The organism is Paenibacillus wynnii (assembly GCF_030812855.1).
In the GTDB taxonomy this organism is placed as follows: domain Bacteria; phylum Bacillota; class Bacilli; order Paenibacillales; family Paenibacillaceae; genus Paenibacillus_AQ; species Paenibacillus_AQ wynnii_A.
On the sequence record NZ_JAUSTK010000004.1, the window covers coordinates 1 to 19,290 of the forward strand.

A 19,290-nucleotide genomic window follows, 5' to 3' on the forward strand; every position below is an offset into this window, starting at 1 on the left:
AAACCCGGTGAAACATCAGGCGAAGTTAAATCGAAATCGTTCCCGGCACAGTGACGTAAACGGAAAATCAAGCACTGATTTCGAGAAAGAGCCATAATAAAATAACAAAGTTTAAAAATCGGAAGATGAGGAAGCACCCTTTTTCTGGAACCTTACAGCCCGCATAGGGCTCAATCCCAGAGAAGAGGTGTTTTTTTGTTATGTATGGAAAAATGCACAGTGCATGTTTATATGGTATAGAGGGCGTAATGATCGGGGTCGAAATAGATTTGGCGAACGGATTGCCTCAGACGAATATTATCGGTTTGCCCGACTCCGCCATTCGTGAGGCGGTAGAACGGGTTCGGGCTGCTGTAAAAAACTGCGGGTACCGCTATCCTCAGCAGCGTATCACTATCAACCTTGCGCCGGCGGACCTGCGCAAGGAAGGCTCGGCCTTCGATCTAGCCATCGCCCTGGGCATCCTCACGACAAGCAGCCAGCTTGTCATGCCTGCTGCCGGGGAGATGCTGCTGATCGGAGAGCTTGCTCTAGACGGCAGCCTGCGGTCAGTGACCGGTGTGCTGCCGATGGTGGAAGCCGCCCGTCGGGCAGGCTTTCGGGCCGTACTCCTTCCGCGCGGGAACGCAGCGGAAGCTTCACTCATCAGCGGCATGACTGTGTATGCCGCCGATCATCTGAGAGAGTTGCCTGACCCGGGCCAAGTTACTCCGCCGCCCGATACGGATAGGAATTCTGTAGGTGAACATGGATCATATAAGCAACATACAGGGGCTATAAGTATAGAGCAAGAACATCAGACAACAGCAACCTCTTCTATGGGATTCCCTGTTACCACCAGCCTTGGTTCAGCTACCAAAGAACAGCCGCCTGTCTTAGCTCTTTCATTGGAACATTTGAAATATATACCCCAAATATCCCTCCCCTCCGCCAGCTCCTCTCCCGAATCCGAGATGGATGACGATTACAGTGATGTAATTGGACAATATCATGTCAAAAGAGCCTTAACCATTGCTGCAGCCGGAATGCATAACATTCTACTCATTGGCCCTCCCGGAACAGGAAAAACGATGCTGATTAAACGCCTGCCCGGCATTCTGCCTCCTCTCTCTGACAGCGAAGCACTGGAGGTCACCAAAATATTCAGCGCTGCCGGTAAGCTGAAGGATGCTCACAGCGGACTGCTGCGCAGCCGCCCCTTTCGTTCACCTCACCATACGATATCGGCCGCTGGACTCATTGGAGGTGGCGGAATCCCCAAACCGGGAGAGGTCAGCCTTGCTCATCGAGGGCTTCTGTTTCTGGACGAGCTCCCGGAGTTCTCTCGCAACGTTCTGGAGGTATTGCGCCAGCCTCTTGAGGATGGCTTGGTCACAATTAGCCGGGCAAGGGCGGCTTTTACTTTTCCCTCCCAGTTCATGCTGGCTTGTTCGATGAATCCGTGTCATTGCGGATTTCTGGGAAGCGGAAATCCGCAACAGCGGTGTACCTGCAGTCCTGCTCGTATAGCTCTGTATCGGTCCAAAATATCAGGGCCGCTGCTTGATCGTATCGACCTGCAGGTTGATGTACCCCGACCTAAAGAATTGGACCGCCAAGGGCCTGTTCTCTCTTCTATGGAAATGCGGGCTCATGTAGCTGCAGCACAGATCATCCAAATGCAGCGGTACAAGAATCTATCCATATCCTGGAATAGTGAATTATCCGGTACAGCCCTTCGCCGTTTTGCCGGACTTGGAGCGGAAGAAGCAGAAATGCTTCATCATATCTTGGAAACGCTAGGGCTTAGCATGCGCGCGCATGATCGCATTATCAAGCTGTCACGTACCATCGCCGATCTGGACGGCGCCTCTGAAATTACCTCCGCGCATCTGGCGGAAGCTGTTCAATACCGCAATTTGGATCGGCAAGTGTCGGTTGAGGAGTAACCTCATCAAGAATGGTAAATCAATTACCCCTCTTCACTTGGAACCACCGCTGCTCTGATTTCTTCAAAGGTCAGCGGCTTATAGTCCCAGTGCTCCACACAAATATTGAAATAACTGTTGCCCTCATATTTCTGACCATGAATATGACCGTGCACATTTACGAAAGGCATATGCTTGTTCATGTACATAGGTTCATGGGAGAGAATGAAGAAATCCTTATAAATCAGCGGATATGCAGACACTTCACCAAAACCTGCATCAAGCCACCAATCCCGACCCCTGCCACGATCGTGGTTACCCATGATCAGTATTTTGTAGCCGTTTAGTCTTGCGAGAATTGCCTTTGTAGCTTCCTTGTTCAGAAATGAAAAATCACCCAGATGAAAAACCTGATCCTCTTTTCCTACAACAGAATTCCAGCTTTCTATCATGAATTCATTCATCTGCTCCACATCTGAAAACGGACGGGATTCAAAATCAATAATATGCTTATGCCCAAAATGGTGATCTGATGTAAAGAGTACATTACCCATTGTTAACAAATCCCCTTTCGATCCCTTCAGTCTTCTTAGCCATTGTACTATGAGGCGCTAATGTAAAAAAGCTCCGGCTCTCCAATATCTGGGGAAGCTCGGAGCTTTATACAGGGTGTTCACTTCATTACCTATCATTTGCGGAATCGACGTCGTTTATCAGCAATCTGGATAAATTCTGCAATGGGTGATACCGATTCATTCTCAATGAGCCATTCACGCATAGCTCTAATGGCCTCAACCTGTCCATCGCCTTTATCTCGCCAGGTTAAGAGTTCCACCACTTGTATAACCAGTGCCATTAAACTGCTATTATTGGACTGCGTCTTATCCGCACGAATTTTTTGGAACATGGCTTCATTTTCCCAATCAATCAATATTTCTTCGGCCACAGTTGGCCGCATGACGGTAAATGTTTTACGGCAATCCGGGCAGCATACAACGGACACAGGCTCCCCGCTGAATACCACTTCAATTTTCCGTTCACAATGCTGACATGCAAAACTCACTTGGATTTCAAAGGGTTTTTCGTTCACTCGGACAGCCCACCTTTACTTGGCTTTGAAAAAGTACACTAACTGTTTACCCATTTCTTTTTGGAAATGACCCATTTGAAGCGGGCCTGATTGATCTTTTACAAAATAATTGTCGATATTTCACCAAATCCATACAGATCTCAGCCTAAAAGGCTTCCCTGATATGGTTCAATGAGGCCACGCTCAAATCGCTATTCAATATCACACTGATTACATCGAAAGAAAGAGGACCCTCCGGTTGGCGTTTTATATACAAATAAAATTCCGCTACGCTGCGTACTTGTTGTATTTTGCGAACGTTTACTGACTCTTCCGGACTTCCCTGTAAAGTTCTATTACTACGGCTGCGTACCTCCACAAAAATAAGACGACCCCGTTCCCAGGCAATAATGTCAATCTCACCGCTACGGCATCGCCAATTCCGTTCAATGATTTCATAGCCTAAGGAAGATAAATATTGAGCAGCAGCTTCTTCAGCGGCATTTCCCTTCTGTTTGCGGTTATATTTCGCTCCAGGAGTCAGATTGTTCATTTCAACTTCCGCGCCCCCGCTGCCCGGTCGCTTTGATAAACATAGCTCAGTACCTCGGCCACCAGCTGATAAAGTTCAGCCGGTATTTGCTGGTCAAGATCCAACTTCGACAGCACCTCTACCAATGCGGCATCCTCCTGTACAGCAACACCATTCTCCTTAGCTTTCTGCAATATAATATCCGCCACAGCTCCTTGACCCTTGGCTACTACTATCGGAGCTTCACTTTGGCCGGGAGTGTATTTGAGAGCGACTGCTTTTTTGAGTCTTTGTGAAACCTGATCGGGCTGCTCATTCATATCCGATAATCCACCCCTTTATAGGAATCGGGAACAAAATCAGTAAGCTTCCCAAGATTTTTATCAGAATCGGTTGCTTTAAGAACGGGGAGCGGCTCTGTTTTGAGTCCTGACAGCTGGTATCCAATTGATTCTACCGCTGCTTTGATCTCATCACGCCGGTTCTCCAGCAGTTCCAGGACCCAAGGTTCATTATTATGAAGCTTCAAGCTTACGATATGATCCACCACCTGAACGTCAACAAGTGTCTGACCCAGCCGCTTCATGTCCAGATCGAACCATAGTCGGCAATTTGCCGCATCGAGTTCGCCCTTCCGTCCCCGTCTAGATTGAATATGGACGGATGCTGTCTCTTCCCCATTCGGCCCTTGAAGGGGCAAAAACAGGGTCACCTGAGCAAAAGGTGCCGTACGGTCCGTGTTCAGCAGCAACTGCTGACCGGTCATATGCTGCACCAGTTGACTGGCGGCTTCCTTGAGAGCCGGCGGAACCTCGCTGCTGCCCAGTACTTGCAGCAGCACGCCCTTTAGCGTGTCGGCGTTCTCTCCCTCGCCGACAGAAGCGTTCAGCGCCGATGACATCGGCGCTGAACGCCCATCCGTGGCGGTGCCTGCCGCCACGGGACGCGCCTCTGCGGCGATGGCTGCCCCGCCGCGTACGGCCTGCTGCTCGTGCTCCGCACCGAGCAGCTTCAGCACCCGCCCCACCCACGACTCCGTGTCGTGGGCGGGAGCGGGTGCGCCCTGCAGCGGCTGCGCAGCGGCTGCAGGGCTGTCCCCCACGCGCGGTGTCCCCGCAGCGGGGGCCGGTTCTTGTCCCGCCGCGGCAGCGAGCGGGACAGCGGCGAGCTGCGGCAGGGTGCCGCGCAGCTCCGTAAGCACGCCCTGCAGCTTCGCGAGCAGGGCAGGAGCGGATGGAGCTGTACGATTGCCAGCACCCTCCATAACCGCTGTAAGGTTGCCAGCGGCCCCTGTAGTGACTCCAGCAGTCGGATCTTTCACTGCTGCGGAAGAACCACCTCCATCTCCAGCAACTTTAACTGCTGTAGTTGCAATCCCAGCACCCTCGGCACTTTTACCTACAGGGAGATTACTAGCTGAATTCACATTGCCTTTTTCCGCACCGGATATACCGTTCATATCCTGCAATTGACTCGCTGGACTACTCCCTGCTAAGGTTCCTGGAGCTCCCACCGCTGCAGAACCATTCGGGACTTGAGTAAACCCATTGCCAATAGTAACTGCGGATTCCCCCGCTCCAGTACGAACCCCGCTAGGTAGATTACGCCCTCCGTCCGAGGCCTCATCCGTTAGGTTTACCGCTTGACTCACATCACCGTTTCCGGTAGGGACAGCTCCCGTTCCTTTGGATGATGTAATACCTTTCTCCAAGCTGTTCAGGGGTAACTTCCCTGTGCTTGAGTCTGAGACTCCATCGTCCGCTGCCGTTAGTAATGCTGTTTCCCCTGTGCTTGAAGCTTTCGGCATACTATTTGTAATCTCGGCCTCAGAAGAAGGAAGGATAGGAACACCTGTTAATGTCGCTCCTTCTCCGCCTCCATTCTTTTGCCCTACCCATACATTTAACTGCTCCTCCAAATTGGCTAACAGCTGATGAAGCTGCGGTCCAAAGACAGCTTGCTGCAATCCCTTTACACTCTCAGCTGTAACTGGCAGCCCTCTTTTAACGGAGATAACTGCGGCTTCCAGCCACTGCTCTGTCGGAACTCCCGCAGGCTTGGCATTCATGACTGCTTTCAGCATCTCCGCAGTTTCCTTGGTAAGAGGAACTCCCCCGGCCTGCATCGCCTGTACAATTTCACGACCTGCTTTAGCATCTGATAGACCCAAAGTTTCCAACGCTTCGCCCATACTTTGCGGAGAGACCAAAGCAGCTTCACCCATGGATACGGCCTTTAATACGGGAAGACCTCCCTCGCCGGGAGGAGACACCTGAAGATTCATCGTTTGCCCTACCTGCAACGGTGTTTCCAGTTCCGCACGAACCGGGGTGCCTTGGATCTGGACAACCGCTTCTTTACCCGATTCCGATACACTAAGAACGACACCACGCACAATCTGCCCTTCTTTTAGTTCTAACGATTTCGGTTCTCCCACCTTGCTATCTCCGAGAAGTCCACGAATCATGGATCCAATGTTCATTCTGCACCCTCCCTTCTATTCAACATTCTTTCTATCTACTAACTTTTATCTTTTATCCTATTATCTTTAGTATTTATATCGGCATATGACTCTCATTTTGTTTCACTCTAAAAAAGGGTCTGCTGTTCTGCCATTATTCTCCCTAGAAAACTGCGCCGATGCATCGGTGTCGCCCCTAGAGTCGTAATTTGTTCCCTATGCAATTTGGTCGCATACCCCTTATGTATCGCAATTCCATAATCCGGATACCACTCATGCCACAAACCTTCACATAGTCTGTCTCTCGTTACTTTGGCCACAATAGATGCAGCAGCAATCGACTGGCTGTTCGCATCCCCTTTAATAATAGCCCGCTGAGGGAGAGGCAAATCTACCTTTTCGGCGTCAACCAGCATATAATCCGGGACCTGATTTAAGCCCTCAATCGCTTTTTTCATAGCTAATCTTGAAGCCTGTTTTATATTAATCTCATCGATCACACGGGAATCCACATGCCCCACGCCGACTGCCAGAGCTTGCTCCATAATAACTTCAAATAAGGCATCTCTTTTCTTGGCAGACAGCTTTTTGGAATCATCCACACCCTCAATAATAAGTCCCTCCGGTAAAATAACGGCCGCCGCCACAACATCTCCGAATAAACAACCCCGACCCACTTCATCTACACCAGCAATGTGGCGAAAAGACTGCTCCCAGCACTCTTTTTCATATAACAGCATATCAATAGTACTCACTTTACCTTCACCGCCAATTATAAATTCTCCAAAACGCTTACACATCAGCTTACCATAGGAACGCTTATGGGGTCATCCCTCTATAGTCTTGTTAAATTGTTCAAAAAGTGACTTTTAGACAAGAAAAATAAAAAAAGAGCCAACCGACAATCGGCTGGCTCTTCCATCCATTTACAACTTTATTTCCCGTTCTATGTAGCGCTGGTTTATGGAGTCTCCAGCGTAAAACGGCCAAGCTTACCTTCACGCAGCTCATGCAAAAGTGTTCGGGAGGCCTTTTCAAGATCTACCCGTCCGCCGCTGATCAGACAACCACGCTTACGTCCTATAGCTTCTAAAACAGCCACGATCTCATCCGGATTCTCCAAATCTTCAGGAAGCTTCTCAATTCCGAAGCGCTCTTTAAATCTGGATCCGTAATCCTTAACCAGATACTTCACTGCATAAAAAGCAATTTCCTCAATATTGAGGATTTCCTCTTTGATGGCACCCGTTACCGCCAGACGGTAACCCACCTCTTGATCCTCGAACTTCGGCCACAGAATACCCGGGGTATCCAGCAGCTCCAAATTTCCACCAGTCTTGATCCATTGTTGACCTTTGGTTACACCGGGACGGTCACCGACCGCAGCAATGTGCCTCCCGGCCATTTTGTTGATCAATGTAGACTTCCCTACGTTAGGGATACCGACGATAAGAGCACGGGAAGGCCTCGGGTTCATACCTTTAGCAATTTGCCGATCAATCTTTTCCTTTAGGAGCAGTTTGACCTGCTCCGGAATTTCTTTAATACCTGTTCCAGTAGAAGCATCTACAGGATGTGCGACATGTCCTTCTGCCTTAAAGTATGCCAACCACTTCCGTGTTGCTTCCGGATCCGCTAAATCGGCTTTATTCAATATAATAAGCCTTGGCTTGTCCCGCAAAATATCATCAATCATCGGATTGCGACTGGAAAGAGGAAGACGGGAATCGAGTAGTTCTATTGCAACGTCAATCAGTTTCAGCTTAGCCTCGATTTGCCGTCTAGCCTTCGTCATATGACCAGGAAACCATTGTATGGCCATTGCCGTCACCTCCTTTGACTTCTATACATTAATGGTTAATCAATTCAATATCTTTCACAGGCCAGAATATTAAATCTGCCCGTCCCACTATATCCCTCAAAGGTACAAAGCCGATCATCCGGCTGTCTGTACTATCTGAGCGGTTATCGCCCATTACGAATATATGCCCTTCCGGCACAGTGCCGTCCGTGAATTTTTCGTTAGGGAAGTTCTTATCATTATACAAAGCGTTATTTTTATGCGAATCATCGATCGCACCTTGAATATAAGTTTCGTTCACCGGTTCACCGTTAACTGTAACGACATCCCCTTCTACTTTCACCTTATCACCAGCCACACCAATTACCCGCTTAATGAAATCTCTGCCCTCTGACGGCACATGGAATACGATGACCTCACCCCTCTTAGGAGATCTAATATCGTATAAAATCTCGTTAACAATTACCCGTTCTCCGGTATGGAAATTGGGCTTCATGGAAGGCCCGTCTACAATAAACGGTTTGAACAAAAGCCAGCGAATCAGAACAACCAGTACTAAAGCAATCGCAATAGCCTTCAACCATTCCAACACTTCATTTTTCTGCTTGGGAGGAAGCTGCTGGCTAGACTCTCCAGTCTCCCCTGGTCCCTGCGGCAAATCCTGCTGCATAGTTCACCATCCTCTCCTTATACTGACATTACTATTCAACACAAAAAAAACTCCCGCCAAAAACCCCTCCACAGATACTCCTTCAGGAGGCCTTTTTGGAGAAGCCATTCCCCAGCGCTCTATTATGAATAGTAATTCTTTGTATTTTGATAAAACGAAAGGGACTTGAAATCAAGCCCCTTCCTTTTGTCACTATACTAGCGACGGATTTCTTTAATTCTTGCTGCTTTACCGCGTAGTTCACGAAGATAGTAAAGTTTCGCACGACGAACCTTACCACGACGGGATACTTCGATTTTTTCGATTTTAGGCGAGTTGAATGGGAAAGTTCTTTCCACACCAACACCGTAAGAGATTTTACGAACTGTAAAAGTCTCACCGATTCCACCGCCGCGACGTTTGATTACAACGCCTTCGAACAACTGGATACGCTCACGAGTTCCCTCGATAACTTTTACATGCACTTTCAAAGTGTCACCCGGACGAAAATTAGGGAGATCTTTGCGAAGTTGCTCTTGCGTAATAGCTTGTAGGATATTCATTTATGACTTCCTCCTTCCGTACAGGTGTTCATGCCTCTTCCAGAGAGAACTTAGCTCTCCATCATTATCCGCAGAGGACCACCGTATTCCACACAACAGAAATAATAATACCATAATGGAATATTTATTTCAACTTATATTATTATATTTATCTATTAAATGGGTAACATATCTTGCTTCTTCGCCTTTGTACGGCAGTCCTTGCATAATCCGACCACTGTACCGTTGTCCTGGGCGTAGAATATTAGCTTTCCATTTTTCTTTTTACAGGAGGAGCAGGGCTGTTCCCCGCTTTTTCTCTTGGTATTGCGGTGCCTGTCCATGGAGATAACATTATTTTTGGAGACACGCTGATCCGCTTTCTGGTCTCTTCTTCGGCGGTTAAAAAAATAAATGAATGCCAATAATACTAGTAGTAGGAACATAATAACGGCGTATCGCATTTTGCCATACCTTCTCTCTTACGGCATTTGAAATATATTCTCTATTATAAGATAACCTTTTTTAGAGGGACAAGCGAATTTGCTACAGATTAACTTCCTCCGTTAAACTTTGGTGCTGTATCGAAGTATCCTGGTCTAAAGTCCAGTATGTAATTCCTCCCTCAGCCCCTTTTCCAATAAATTCCCATCTCATATACTGATATAAGTACAGAATCATAGTACATAACATTCAACACTAAGAATGACCATATAATAAGGAGGATTTACTAAATGAGACAAAATTATAAGCCGATACTTGCAGCAGTTGTGTTATCTATGGTACTGCTGGCGGGTTGTACACAGCTCCCTGGCAAAGCGGACAACAATTGGGAACTCATTGGAGAAAACGAAGTTCGACAGGATCTTGGGACTGCACTTCAGCAGGATCTAGGCGAAGCGGCAGCCGGCCTGGAGCAGACGGTAGAGGATTCTGCAATTAAATTATCTGAGCACATCATAACCAAGGGAATCAGCAAAAAGTTATCTGCAGCTAAGGAAGTAGGCAGCTCAACAGTTCTGAGCATCAATAATCCTGTGGGAACGATTGAAGTAAAACCTGCATCAGGTAATCAGATCATTGTGAATACTACGATCTGGTTCGACAACAATTCCAATCATGAGGCTGACCGTCAGGAAATCATGGACAATGCAGAAGTATCGATCCAGTTGAATGGTGACAAAATAACCGCATCGACACATGTAAAGAACAATCCGAAAAAGGATCTGTGGACTTGGGCTCAAGACAAATTCGACTACTCCAATTTCAGTATAGATTATAGTATAGAAGTCCCCGAGAGCGTAGATATGTACCAAATCACTAATAATGTGGGCGAGGTACAACTTCATGATCTGCAAGGAACCTACCGTATTGTCAGCAATGTAGGAGCTGTAAAAATATCAGGAGCAGCGTTTACAGGAAAATCTACAGTAGAATCTAATACCGGCAGTATTCATCTGGACATTGCCGATATGAAGGCTAAGAGCAGTCTTAAGGTCAAAACAGATATTGGAAGCATATCCGCATCGCTAGCAAAATCACTTCAATGCAGCCTTGAAATTGAGAGTGAACTTGGTGTTATAAACGGGGCGGAGGATGGTAAAAGTGAGATCAATGGCGGCGGACCCTTAATCTCATTATCCTCCTCCATCGGTGCGATTACGATTGATAATTGATACTATGAATCTATTATTTTTAAATACTTAATTTTCTTTAAAATTTTATGGATATTTCTACTGGGCTGTGCTATACTCTCCCTACAAGGAAAGGAGGTGCGTTCACATCAAGCATGACATGTTGAACGTATCCCTTACCCGAACCAACAATCAATAATATTTACGTTGGTGGCGCGGGATACGGATCAAGGCCTTACAAGCTTTAAATAGCGCCCCGGGTAGAGAGACCGTCTTCGGACGGTCTTTTTCATGGCCTTTTTACATTTGATTTCGTGATATCCCCACACACGAGCCCATTCAAGTGCACTTTTACATTTGGTTTCGCGATTTCCTCTCATACCTGCCGATTCAAGTGCACTTTTACATTTGATTTCGCGATTTCCTCTCATACCAGCCGATCCAAGTGCACTTTTACATTTGATTTCGCGATTTCCTCTCATACCAGCCGATCCAAGTGCACTTTTACCTTTGATTTCATGTTTTCCCCTCATACCTGCCAGTTCAAGTGCACTTTTACATTTGGTTTCGCGATTTCCTCTCATACCTGCCAGTTCAAGTGCACTTTTACATTTGGTTTCGCGATTTCCCCTTATACTAGCCCTTTCAAGTACACTTTTACCTTTGATTTCGTAATATCCCCCCTCACATTAGCCGAATCGAGTCACTTTACAGATTAAATCTTAATACCCTACAACAAAATAAACCATTAAAGCCGCGAACATGCAGTTCACCTGACCTTAATGGTTTATTTCTCATCCTATGTGGTTATTCCAATGAAAAATTATTTCTCAATGGAATTTTTAAGATTTACGATTTTTATAAAAATCGATAATATCACTCACAGTACGGAGCTGCTCCGCTTCTTTTTGGACAGCGTCCACGTTCTGCTTGAATTCTTCGCGCGTTTTCGTAGTCACTCCGGTTCATTCCTTTCGTTAATAAAATGCAACATAGCTGCATGTGTTAATCTGCTACACTACTTATTACCCAAAAATCAGCTTGCTAACACACTTTATCAGTATATGCACCGATATTTCTTTTGATGACAAATCTCAAAAACTTTTTTTACGTTTCTGCGGATATAAAAAAAAACACTTTACTAACGTGAGATCACGTCAATAAAGTGCTTAAGTTTTAAACTATAAAAATTGTATTAAGATCTACGTATTAGGAACTACTGCCTTTTAACCGCTCCAGAATCTGTTTATCCTTCGGGGTCAGTTCTGCTGTCTCTAACAGATCAGGCCGGCGTTCTAAGGTACGCTGCAGCGCCTGCTCACGCCGCCACACATCGATATTGGCATGATGTCCACTTAGCAGCATATCCGGTACCTTCCAGCCGCGAAACTCCGCTGGGCGCGTATAGTGTGGATACTCGAGCAGTCCCGTGCTGAACGAATCAGATACTGCAGATGTCTCATTGCCTAACGCTCCAGGCTGAAGGCGGACAATGGAATCAATAACGGTCATAGCCGGGAGTTCGCCGCCGGTAAGTACATAATCGCCAATGGAAAGTTCATCCGTTACCAGATGCTCGCGGATTCGCTCGTCATACCCCTCATAATGCCCGCAAATAAAGATAAGGTGCTGCTCTTGAGCCAGCTCCTCAGCTATTTTCTGGGTATAGGTCTTGCCTTGAGGACACATAAGGATAATACGCGGTTTAACAGCTTCTTCAGCGGGTAAAGGGGACAACAGGTGTTCAACCGCCGCAAAGATCGGATCGGGCTTCAGAACCATCCCTCCGCCTCCGCCATAGGGAGTGTCATCTACCGTATTATGTTTATTGCCGGAAAAATCACGAAAATTGACAGCATTCAACGATACAATGCCTTTATCACGGGCTTTGCCAAGAATACTTGTGCCAAAAACGCCTTCACACATTTCAGGAAACAGCGTCAGCACATCAATTCTTATCATGACAGCAGCCCTTCCATAAGATGAATCGTTACACGGCGAGCTTGTACATCCACATCAAGCACGACCTCGTCAATAACCGGAATAAGGATATCAGCCCCTTTAGAAGGTTTGACAACCCATACATGATTAGCTCCCGGGGTCAAAATCTCAGTGATCATACCCAGCGGCTCTGTACCTGGCTCGTCTGTATAAACCGCACATCCAATAATCTGATGGAAGTAATATTCGTTATCCGGCAGTTCCACCAAATCAGTGCTTGGCACCTTTAACAGGCTGCCTTTATATTTCTCCACTTGGTTGATATTGGTATAACCTTTAAGCTTTGTAATATACATCCCTTTATGTTCGCGTGTGGATTCCACGATTACATCAAAAGCACTCCCATTCTCCGGCACCACGAGTAGCTTTTTGCCGGGTGCAAAACGCACTTCGGGGAAATCAGAATAAGACAATATTTTTACTTCTCCGCGAATCCCGTGTGTATTTGCCAGTCTGCCTACGGTTAATAAATCTTCCGTCATGTGAACCTCTCCTTTAGCAACGTTCATTAATCCTTCTTACTCTATATAATAGAACAAAAAGGGGCTGGGATATACTATCCCGAGCCCCTCATTGTGCGATCTACTTAAGATAAAATATCTACAGTTACACGTTTATCGCTTTTGACTGCTGCAGATGTGACTACCGTACGTAGCGCCTTCGCGATCCGTCCCTGTTTGCCGATGACTTTCCCTACATCATCAGGATGTACGGACAGTTCATATACAATCAGGTGATCCTTCTCAACGGTCCGTACAGTCACATCATCTGGATGATCCACTAAAGCCTTAGCAATAACTCCAACTAATTCTTCCATAGAGGACACCCTCACATTCAGTCATTATTTCTGTTGTTTAAGCTCATGGAACTTCTTCATCACGCCTGCTTTGGAAAGCAAGTTGCGAACGGTATCAGATGCTTGTGCACCTGTTTGAAGCCATTTAAGAGCTTTCTCTTCATCGATCTTAACTACTGCCGGTTGTTCAATCGGATTATAATAACCAATTTCCTCGATAAAACGACCGTCACGAGGGGACCGGGAATCAGAAACCACTACACGATAAAATGGCGCTTTATGTGCACCCATGCGTTTCAAACGAATACGTACTGCCACGAAATTCACCTCCTTAAAAGAATATCGATCCCGCCCAAACCCTCCCTTCCAAGGGAGGGCCCCAAGGGTTGCACCCTCTGGACACCCGCACCAAAAACGTATTGGTGATGGTGTTCAGTATGGCGCTACCTAGGACGTTTGGGTGTTATGATCGCTTACGTCCCTGACGGGACACGCTTTATGCTTGCGGTATCTAGAAAACATAAGGATAATCCTATGTTGTACTATGGACCATCGGGAAGACCAATCAACTGATTAAGATCAAGTTCAAAAGATCAACGGAAAGGGAACTTCATACCTTTGCCGCCCATGCCTTTGAGCTGCTTCATGGCGTTCTTAGCGCCTTTGCCGCCTCCGCCGCCCATCATGCCGGAGAACTGCTTCATCATCTTACGCATCTCATCAAACTGCTTGATGAGTCGGTTAACCTCAGCAACTGAAGTCCCGCTGCCTGTTGCAATACGCTTACGGCGATTATGGTTAATGATCTCTGGCTGATGTTTCTCGGCCTTTGTCATTGAGTGTACGATAGCCTCAACGCGCCCCATCTGCTTGTCGTCAACCTTCAAATCCTTCATGCCCTTAGCTTTGTTCATGCCAGGCAGCATCTCCAGAATCTGATCGATAGGTCCAAGCTTCTTCACTTGATCCATCTGCTCCAAGAAATCATCGAACGTAAATTCCGCATTACGCATCTTACGTTCCATTTCCTTGGCTTTGTCAGCATCTATGTTGAACTGGGCTTTCTCGATCAGCGACAGCATGTCGCCCATACCCAGTATTCGCGAAGCCATACGTTCCGGATGGAAAGGCTCCAAGGCGTCGATCTTCTCACCAAGAGCAGCGAATTTGATCGGACAGCCGGTAACAGCTTTGACAGATAATGCAGCACCGCCTCGAGTGTCACCATCGAGCTTGGTTAATACTACACCCGTAAGGGCAAGTTGTTTGTTGAAGCTGTCAGCAACATTTACAGCATCTTGTCCGGTCATGGCATCCACAACCAGCAAGACTTCATCAGGGTTCACTACAGCGTGAATCTGCTTAAGTTCATCCATGAGATCTTCATCTATATGCAGTCGACCTGCGGTATCGATAATCACATAATCTAAGTTATTATCCTTCGCATACTGTAAACCTTGTTTGGCGATATCCACCGGACTAGTCTTGTCGCCCAGTGAGAATACCGGAACCTTAATCTGCTCTCCCAGGACCTCCAGCTGCTTGATCGCAGCAGGACGATAAATGTCTCCTGCCACAAGCAATGGCCGATGATTACCCTTCTGTAAGAGTTTCGCCAACTTGGCAGAGGTTGTCGTCTTACCCGCACCCTGCAGACCCGCCATCATAATAACAGTCGGCGGCTTGTTTGACTTCGCCAGCTTTGCTTGGCTGCCACCCATCAATTCCGTTAATTCTTTATTAACGATATCGATAATGACCATGCCGGGAGTAAAGCTATCCATCACTTCCTTGCCGATGGATTTCTCCTTCACCTTGGATACGAAATCCTTCACTACCTTGAAGTTAACGTCTGCTTCCAGCAAGGCCAGCCTAACTTCGCGCATAGCTTCGTTTACATCATCCTCGGAAACTTTTCCTTTGCCGCGCAGTTTACTGAACACACTCTGTAGTCTTCCGCTTAAACCTTCAAACGCCATATTCTGCCGCCTCCCTTCTTCATTAATCCAAGCTCTGTAAACGGTCCATAATTTCTGCGAAACGTAAATTATATTCTTCTGACAGCAGTCCGATTTCCGGCAGTCTGCGCAGTTCATCTATATAGTGACTACGACTCTCATGTTTACCGAGTAATCCGAGCTTGTCCTCGTAGTTCTCCAACACTTGCTCCGCCCGTTTGATATGCTCATATACAGCTTGACGGCTAATTTCGAATTCAGCGGCAATTTCTCCCAAGGAGAAGTCATCATGAAAATAATATTTAAGAAACGTCTGCTGCTTATCCGTTAACAGCCGTTCGTAGAAAGCGAAAAGCAAATTAATTCGGTTTGTTTTCTCTAGCTTGTTATCCTGACTCATTAAGGGCACTCCCTTCGTCAAGGCAAAACACTTTACAGCTCTACAACGTCCCTTATAATACCGAAAACAAAGAAAGATGTCAAGCCTTTTTGCTTGTCATCTTTTTCTTTGTCTAAATTCCATGATTTCCATCAGAAATTAAGCCTAAATCAATGGATGGGCAGCAGGTAAATGAATACGGCCAAGAAGTGTATAGTGCTTCCGCCAAGCACAAACAGATGCCAGATCGCATGATGGTAAGGGAAGCCTCTCCATACATAAAAAATCGTACCCAGCGTGTAAAGAATCCCGCCTGCCATCAGCAGCATCATGCCTCCGGGTGACACTACAGCAGAAAGTGGATTCCAGGCGATAACGATTAGCCAGCCCATGGCTATATAAAAAATAGTAGACATAAATAGAAATCTTTTAACGAAATAGGCTTTGAATAGAACCCCAAAGATGGCAATACCCCAGATAACGCCAAACAAGCTCCAGCCCAATGTTCCACGAAGTGCAACAAGCAAAAAGGGTGTGTACGTACCAGCAATGTATAAATAGATTGAAGAATGATCTAGAAATTCAAAAAAATCCTTTGCCTTACCTTCCTTTAAGCTGTGCACCAAGGTGGAATTAAAATAGAGAAGCATCATCGTCGTGCCGTAAACCGAAAAGCTGACCACATGCCAGACATTCCCCTTCAAACTGGCAAAAACAATTAAAATTACAAGTGCAGCGACGCTTAATACGGCTCCGATACCATGGGTTACCGCGTTCGCCACTTCTTCCTTGCGGGTATAAGTATGAGTATTCGCCATGCCAAATCCTTCCGTGAATCATTTTATACTATTATAGACGTTCCTCGGGTGCCCTTCCACTGCACCGAAAGACCACCCGGGAAACTTTAATTACAACTTATAAAGCTCGGTGTATTTCTTTTCCAGATAATCAGCCAAATAATCCGGGTTCAGCGGCTCTCCGGTCACTTGTTCAATGATTTGCGAAGGAGTCAGGCTTTTTCCATACCGATAGATCTTGTCTGTGAGCCATTCTTTGATCGGAAGCAGGTTCCCCGCTGCAATAAGCTCGTCAAACTCAGGAAGCTCCTTGCGGAGAGTATTTAGCATTTGTGCGGCATACATATTGCCGAGTGAATAAGACGCAAAGTATCCGAAATCCCCACCTGACCAATGCACATCCTGAAGTACTCCTAAGCTATCTGTAGGGGGTGTAATACCCAAGTATTCTTGATACTTCGCATTCCACACTGCAGGCAGATCTTTTACCGCAAGCCCCTCATTAAAAATAAGTTTCTCAATCTCGTATCGGATAATAATGTGTAAATTGTAGGTCAGCTCATCCGCTTCAATACGTATTAAAGAATTCGATACGTTGTTAATAGCGCAGTAGAAATCTTCAACTTCAACATTTACAAGCTGTTCAGGGAAATGCTGCTGCAGATCGTTGAAATACCGTTGCCAGAAGGGACGGCTGCGACCAATCATATTTTCCCACAGCCTGGACTGTGATTCGTGGATTCCCATGGATGCTCCTTGAGCCAGAGGAGTTCCAACGAGCTCTTTGTTGATATTTTGCTCATACAGCGCATGTCCGCCTTCGTGAAGGGAGCTAAATACCGCGCTTGTCACATTATCCAGTAAATAATTCGTAGTGATGCGGACATCTCCAGGATTGAGTCCAGTCGCGAACGGATGTACACTCTCATCCAGCCGCCCTGCATCGAAGTCATAGCCCATTTGCTCTAGAATAAAGAGGCCGAACTTCTCCTGCTGATCTTTCTCAAATATGCGATTTAAAAACTCTGTATCGGGTTTATTAGGTGACTCCGCGATCGCTTCCACTAAAGGAACAAGGCGGCTGCGCAGACGGCTGAACACTTCATCTACCTTTTTCACCGTAAGATCAGGCTCGTACATATCCAGCAGCGTATCGTAGCGTGTTTCTTTTACACCCCAATAATCAATAAACTCCTTCTTGAATTCAACAATCTTGCTTAAGAAAGGCTCAAAGGAGGCAAAATCATTATTTTCTTTCGCCTCTTCCCACTTCGTCTCCGTATGAGCGGCCAGCACAGCGTATTCCTCGTATCTTTCAGGAGGGATGCTTTTGCTGCGTTCGTACTCCTTACGACAATCCTTTACGATTTTATTCTGGATTTCTGTCAGTTGATTCATAATAGCCGGGCGGCTGAAAAACTCTGTAAAACGTCCCATTTCCGCCGAGGTTTCCAACCTGAAGGATTCCCCGCTCAGCATCCCCACAGTTCTGGAACGAATTTCGGCTCCCTTACGCGGCGCACCTGTGCGCAAATCCCAATGCAGCAGACCAATCGCTTCATTATATCCACTGATTTTGGATAATAGTGCGCTAAATTTCTCCCACTCTTCCGTTACGTGTTGTTCCATTTCGGGACACCCACTTTCTCTGTTTTACTTATCTCCTCTTGATGATACTTTTTTAAATACGTATAATCAACTTCAAGGTATTCAATTCTAATTTGAAATACTTTGTATTCACAAAACTTTAAAGGAGTGATGATAACCCATGATAATTCAAGTGACACCGCTCGCTGAGAAGAAACTAAGAGATAGACTTGGGGATCAACCCGGTATCTTCAAACTCTTTTATGATACGGTGGACTGCGGATGTGACGGAATTAATGTCCTGCTCATTATGAACGAAGCAACTAACGAAGATACCCGTATTGAAGCTGGTTCTCTCAGCTTTGTAGTCAGCCGCCAACAAGAGATATTTTATGAGGACAAAATGAGGTTGGATGCAGAAGAACGGTTCTCTTCGTTTAAGCTGGATAGTGATTCACAGATATATGGTAATAATATTCTCGTAAGAGATATGCGCACTAATGAAAATACATCCTTAAATCAAGCTCCTGTATGTAAGATGAGCACTGTCGGGTAAATATGGAGGGGGAAATTACTGTATGAGTCAATTGTCAAAAATCATGGAATTTAATCAGGACTTTGTAGAGAAAAAAGAATATGAATCCTACCTTACTAGCCGTTATCCGGATAAAAAAATTCTCATTATCACATGCATGGATACCCGCTTGGTAGAACTCCTGCCAAAGGCTATGAACTTCAAGAATGGTGACGTCAAAATCATTAAAAATGCCGGTGCTGTTATTTCCCAACCTTTCGGGAGCGTTATGCGCAGTGTCATGGTTGCATTGTATGAGCTGGATGCAGATGAAGTTATCGTCGTGGGTCATTATGAATGCGGCATGGCCTCCTTGAACGCTGATAAGATGATTAACTCCATCAAGGAACGCGGGATTTCGGAACAAGTATTGTCTACCTTGGAAAACTCAGGAATTAAACTGACGAAATGGCTGCGCGGGTTTGACAATGTTGAGGATGGGGTAATTCAAACTGTGGAGCTAATAAGACAACATCCATTACTTCCACCGGGCATACCCGTTCACGGCATGATTATCGATCCGGCTACCGGAGCGCTTGACCTTGTCTCTGAAGGGTACTAGTCTCGTAACGCTTATTGACAACTCTCTGAACTGCTGTTTGC

At 46.2% G+C, this 19,290-nt stretch carries 22 protein-coding genes; 4 read left to right on the top strand and 18 right to left on the bottom strand.

Translation table 11 applies throughout. The annotated features are described in order from the left end of the window. Positions 1-200 precede the first annotated feature (200 nt). Complete coding sequence (locus tag J2T20_RS05290) at positions 201-1,928, top strand: YifB family Mg chelatase-like AAA ATPase (protein ID WP_307586291.1); 1,728 nt, start codon at positions 201-203, stop codon at positions 1,926-1,928. A 23-nt stretch (positions 1,929-1,951) separates the two neighbouring features. Here the strand turns inward: J2T20_RS05290 and J2T20_RS05295 are convergent, their stop codons facing one another. The 10 genes from J2T20_RS05295 to J2T20_RS05340 form a co-directional block, all read right to left on the bottom strand. Next, on the bottom strand, positions 1,952-2,461 hold the full coding sequence (locus J2T20_RS05295; RefSeq protein WP_307586293.1) for a metallophosphoesterase: 510 nt from the start codon (positions 2,459-2,461) through the stop codon (positions 1,952-1,954). 134 nt (positions 2,462-2,595) lie between these two features. Further along, the gene (locus J2T20_RS05300; RefSeq protein WP_307586295.1) at positions 2,596-2,997 is read right to left on the bottom strand and encodes a hypothetical protein; all 402 of its coding nucleotides are present in this window, start codon (positions 2,995-2,997) and stop codon (positions 2,596-2,598) included. 145 nt (positions 2,998-3,142) lie between these two features. Continuing rightward, the gene (locus J2T20_RS05305; RefSeq protein WP_307586297.1) at positions 3,143-3,529 is read right to left on the bottom strand and encodes a YraN family protein; all 387 of its coding nucleotides are present in this window, start codon (positions 3,527-3,529) and stop codon (positions 3,143-3,145) included. Then, on the bottom strand, positions 3,526-3,828 hold the full coding sequence (locus tag J2T20_RS05310) for an EscU/YscU/HrcU family type III secretion system export apparatus switch protein (RefSeq protein WP_307586299.1): 303 nt from the start codon (positions 3,826-3,828) through the stop codon (positions 3,526-3,528). Before J2T20_RS05310 ends, J2T20_RS05305 begins: the two co-directional genes overlap by 4 nt. After that, complete coding sequence (locus J2T20_RS05315; RefSeq protein ID WP_307586302.1) at positions 3,825-5,990, bottom strand: DNA ligase; 2,166 nt, start codon at positions 5,988-5,990, stop codon at positions 3,825-3,827. The genes J2T20_RS05310 and J2T20_RS05315 overlap by 4 nt, the downstream gene beginning before the upstream one ends. A gap of 107 nt (positions 5,991-6,097) precedes the next feature. After that, complete coding sequence (locus J2T20_RS05320) at positions 6,098-6,769, bottom strand: ribonuclease HII (protein ID WP_307586305.1); 672 nt, start codon at positions 6,767-6,769, stop codon at positions 6,098-6,100. Between the two features lie 161 nt (positions 6,770-6,930). Beyond that, a complete protein-coding gene (ylqF, locus tag J2T20_RS05325; protein WP_307586307.1) occupies positions 6,931-7,791 on the bottom strand; it encodes a ribosome biogenesis GTPase YlqF in 861 nt (286 codons plus the stop codon). A gap of 28 nt (positions 7,792-7,819) precedes the next feature. Then, positions 7,820-8,440 (bottom strand): signal peptidase I, encoded by a 621-nt coding sequence (gene lepB / locus J2T20_RS05330; protein ID WP_307586309.1) that lies wholly within the window; start codon positions 8,438-8,440, stop codon positions 7,820-7,822. A gap of 197 nt (positions 8,441-8,637) precedes the next feature. Continuing rightward, positions 8,638-8,982, bottom strand: coding sequence for a 50S ribosomal protein L19 (gene rplS, locus J2T20_RS05335; protein ID WP_307586311.1), 345 nt, complete (start codon positions 8,980-8,982; stop codon positions 8,638-8,640). Between the two features lie 155 nt (positions 8,983-9,137). Beyond that, a complete protein-coding gene (locus J2T20_RS05340; protein ID WP_307586314.1) occupies positions 9,138-9,425 on the bottom strand; it encodes a hypothetical protein in 288 nt (95 codons plus the stop codon). A gap of 270 nt (positions 9,426-9,695) precedes the next feature. On the opposite strand from J2T20_RS05340, the gene J2T20_RS05345 reads away from it, so the two are divergent. After that, the gene (locus tag J2T20_RS05345; RefSeq protein ID WP_307586316.1) at positions 9,696-10,637 is read left to right on the top strand and encodes a hypothetical protein; all 942 of its coding nucleotides are present in this window, start codon (positions 9,696-9,698) and stop codon (positions 10,635-10,637) included. A gap of 1,167 nt (positions 10,638-11,804) precedes the next feature. Here the strand turns inward: J2T20_RS05345 and trmD are convergent. The 8 genes from trmD to J2T20_RS05385 all read right to left on the bottom strand — a co-directional run bounded on the left by trmD (position 11,805) and on the right by J2T20_RS05385 (position 18,155). Beyond that, on the bottom strand, positions 11,805-12,554 hold the full coding sequence (gene trmD / locus J2T20_RS05350; protein WP_307586772.1) for a tRNA (guanosine(37)-N1)-methyltransferase TrmD: 750 nt from the start codon (positions 12,552-12,554) through the stop codon (positions 11,805-11,807). Continuing rightward, positions 12,554-13,078 carry a ribosome maturation factor RimM gene (rimM, locus tag J2T20_RS05355; RefSeq protein WP_307586318.1) on the bottom strand — a complete coding sequence of 175 codons (525 nt, stop codon included), beginning with the start codon at positions 13,076-13,078 and terminating at the stop codon, positions 12,554-12,556. Before rimM ends, trmD begins: the two co-directional genes overlap by 1 nt. A 104-nt stretch (positions 13,079-13,182) precedes the next feature. After that, complete coding sequence (locus J2T20_RS05360; protein WP_307586320.1) at positions 13,183-13,413, bottom strand: KH domain-containing protein; 231 nt, start codon at positions 13,411-13,413, stop codon at positions 13,183-13,185. Between the two features lie 24 nt (positions 13,414-13,437). Continuing rightward, a complete protein-coding gene (gene rpsP / locus J2T20_RS05365) occupies positions 13,438-13,710 on the bottom strand; it encodes a 30S ribosomal protein S16 (protein ID WP_036688604.1) in 273 nt (90 codons plus the stop codon). Positions 13,711-13,985: 275 nt separating this feature from the next. Continuing rightward, positions 13,986-15,371: a signal recognition particle protein gene (ffh, locus tag J2T20_RS05370; RefSeq protein WP_307586333.1), complete on the bottom strand. Its 1,386-nt coding sequence runs from the start codon at positions 15,369-15,371 to the stop codon at positions 13,986-13,988. A 22-nt stretch (positions 15,372-15,393) separates the two neighbouring features. Then, the gene (gene ylxM / locus J2T20_RS05375; protein WP_307586335.1) at positions 15,394-15,750 is read right to left on the bottom strand and encodes a YlxM family DNA-binding protein; all 357 of its coding nucleotides are present in this window, start codon (positions 15,748-15,750) and stop codon (positions 15,394-15,396) included. Positions 15,751-15,899: 149 nt separating this feature from the next. Continuing rightward, the gene (gene trhA, locus J2T20_RS05380) at positions 15,900-16,547 is read right to left on the bottom strand and encodes a PAQR family membrane homeostasis protein TrhA (protein WP_307586337.1); all 648 of its coding nucleotides are present in this window, start codon (positions 16,545-16,547) and stop codon (positions 15,900-15,902) included. Between the two features lie 90 nt (positions 16,548-16,637). Next, on the bottom strand, positions 16,638-18,155 hold the full coding sequence (locus J2T20_RS05385; RefSeq protein WP_307586339.1) for a carboxypeptidase M32: 1,518 nt from the start codon (positions 18,153-18,155) through the stop codon (positions 16,638-16,640). A 139-nt stretch (positions 18,156-18,294) separates the two neighbouring features. On the opposite strand from J2T20_RS05385, the gene J2T20_RS05390 reads away from it, so the two are divergent. Further along, on the top strand, positions 18,295-18,669 hold the full coding sequence (locus J2T20_RS05390; RefSeq protein ID WP_307586341.1) for an iron-sulfur cluster biosynthesis family protein: 375 nt from the start codon (positions 18,295-18,297) through the stop codon (positions 18,667-18,669). Positions 18,670-18,691: 22 nt separating this feature from the next. Continuing rightward, positions 18,692-19,249 (top strand): beta-class carbonic anhydrase, encoded by a 558-nt coding sequence (locus J2T20_RS05395; protein WP_307586343.1) that lies wholly within the window; start codon positions 18,692-18,694, stop codon positions 19,247-19,249. Positions 19,250-19,290 lie beyond the last annotated feature (41 nt).

Coding starts and splice junctions, on each gene's coding strand:
- J2T20_RS05395 (WP_307586343.1), top strand. CDS start 18,692: ATGAGTCAATTGTCAAAAATCATGGAATTTAATCAGGACTTTGTAGAG.
- J2T20_RS05345 (WP_307586316.1), top strand. CDS start 9,696: ATGAGACAAAATTATAAGCCGATACTTGCAGCAGTTGTGTTATCTATG.
- ylqF (WP_307586307.1), bottom strand. CDS start 7,791: ATGGCCATACAATGGTTTCCTGGTCATATGACGAAGGCTAGACGGCAA.
- J2T20_RS05305 (WP_307586297.1), bottom strand. CDS start 3,529: ATGAACAATCTGACTCCTGGAGCGAAATATAACCGCAAACAGAAGGGA.
- rimM (WP_307586318.1), bottom strand. CDS start 13,078: ATGACGGAAGATTTATTAACCGTAGGCAGACTGGCAAATACACACGGG.
- J2T20_RS05310 (WP_307586299.1), bottom strand. CDS start 3,828: ATGAATGAGCAGCCCGATCAGGTTTCACAAAGACTCAAAAAAGCAGTC.
- J2T20_RS05295 (WP_307586293.1), bottom strand. CDS start 2,461: ATGGGTAATGTACTCTTTACATCAGATCACCATTTTGGGCATAAGCAT.
- J2T20_RS05320 (WP_307586305.1), bottom strand. CDS start 6,769: ATGTGTAAGCGTTTTGGAGAATTTATAATTGGCGGTGAAGGTAAAGTG.
- J2T20_RS05340 (WP_307586314.1), bottom strand. CDS start 9,425: ATGCGATACGCCGTTATTATGTTCCTACTACTAGTATTATTGGCATTC.
- J2T20_RS05290 (WP_307586291.1), top strand. CDS start 201: ATGTATGGAAAAATGCACAGTGCATGTTTATATGGTATAGAGGGCGTA.
- ffh (WP_307586333.1), bottom strand. CDS start 15,371: ATGGCGTTTGAAGGTTTAAGCGGAAGACTACAGAGTGTGTTCAGTAAA.
- rplS (WP_307586311.1), bottom strand. CDS start 8,982: ATGAATATCCTACAAGCTATTACGCAAGAGCAACTTCGCAAAGATCTC.
- J2T20_RS05360 (WP_307586320.1), bottom strand. CDS start 13,413: ATGGAAGAATTAGTTGGAGTTATTGCTAAGGCTTTAGTGGATCATCCA.
- lepB (WP_307586309.1), bottom strand. CDS start 8,440: ATGCAGCAGGATTTGCCGCAGGGACCAGGGGAGACTGGAGAGTCTAGC.
- trhA (WP_307586337.1), bottom strand. CDS start 16,547: ATGGCGAATACTCATACTTATACCCGCAAGGAAGAAGTGGCGAACGCG.
- ylxM (WP_307586335.1), bottom strand. CDS start 15,750: ATGAGTCAGGATAACAAGCTAGAGAAAACAAACCGAATTAATTTGCTT.
- J2T20_RS05390 (WP_307586341.1), top strand. CDS start 18,295: ATGATAATTCAAGTGACACCGCTCGCTGAGAAGAAACTAAGAGATAGA.
- J2T20_RS05385 (WP_307586339.1), bottom strand. CDS start 18,155: ATGGAACAACACGTAACGGAAGAGTGGGAGAAATTTAGCGCACTATTA.
- J2T20_RS05315 (WP_307586302.1), bottom strand. CDS start 5,990: ATGAACATTGGATCCATGATTCGTGGACTTCTCGGAGATAGCAAGGTG.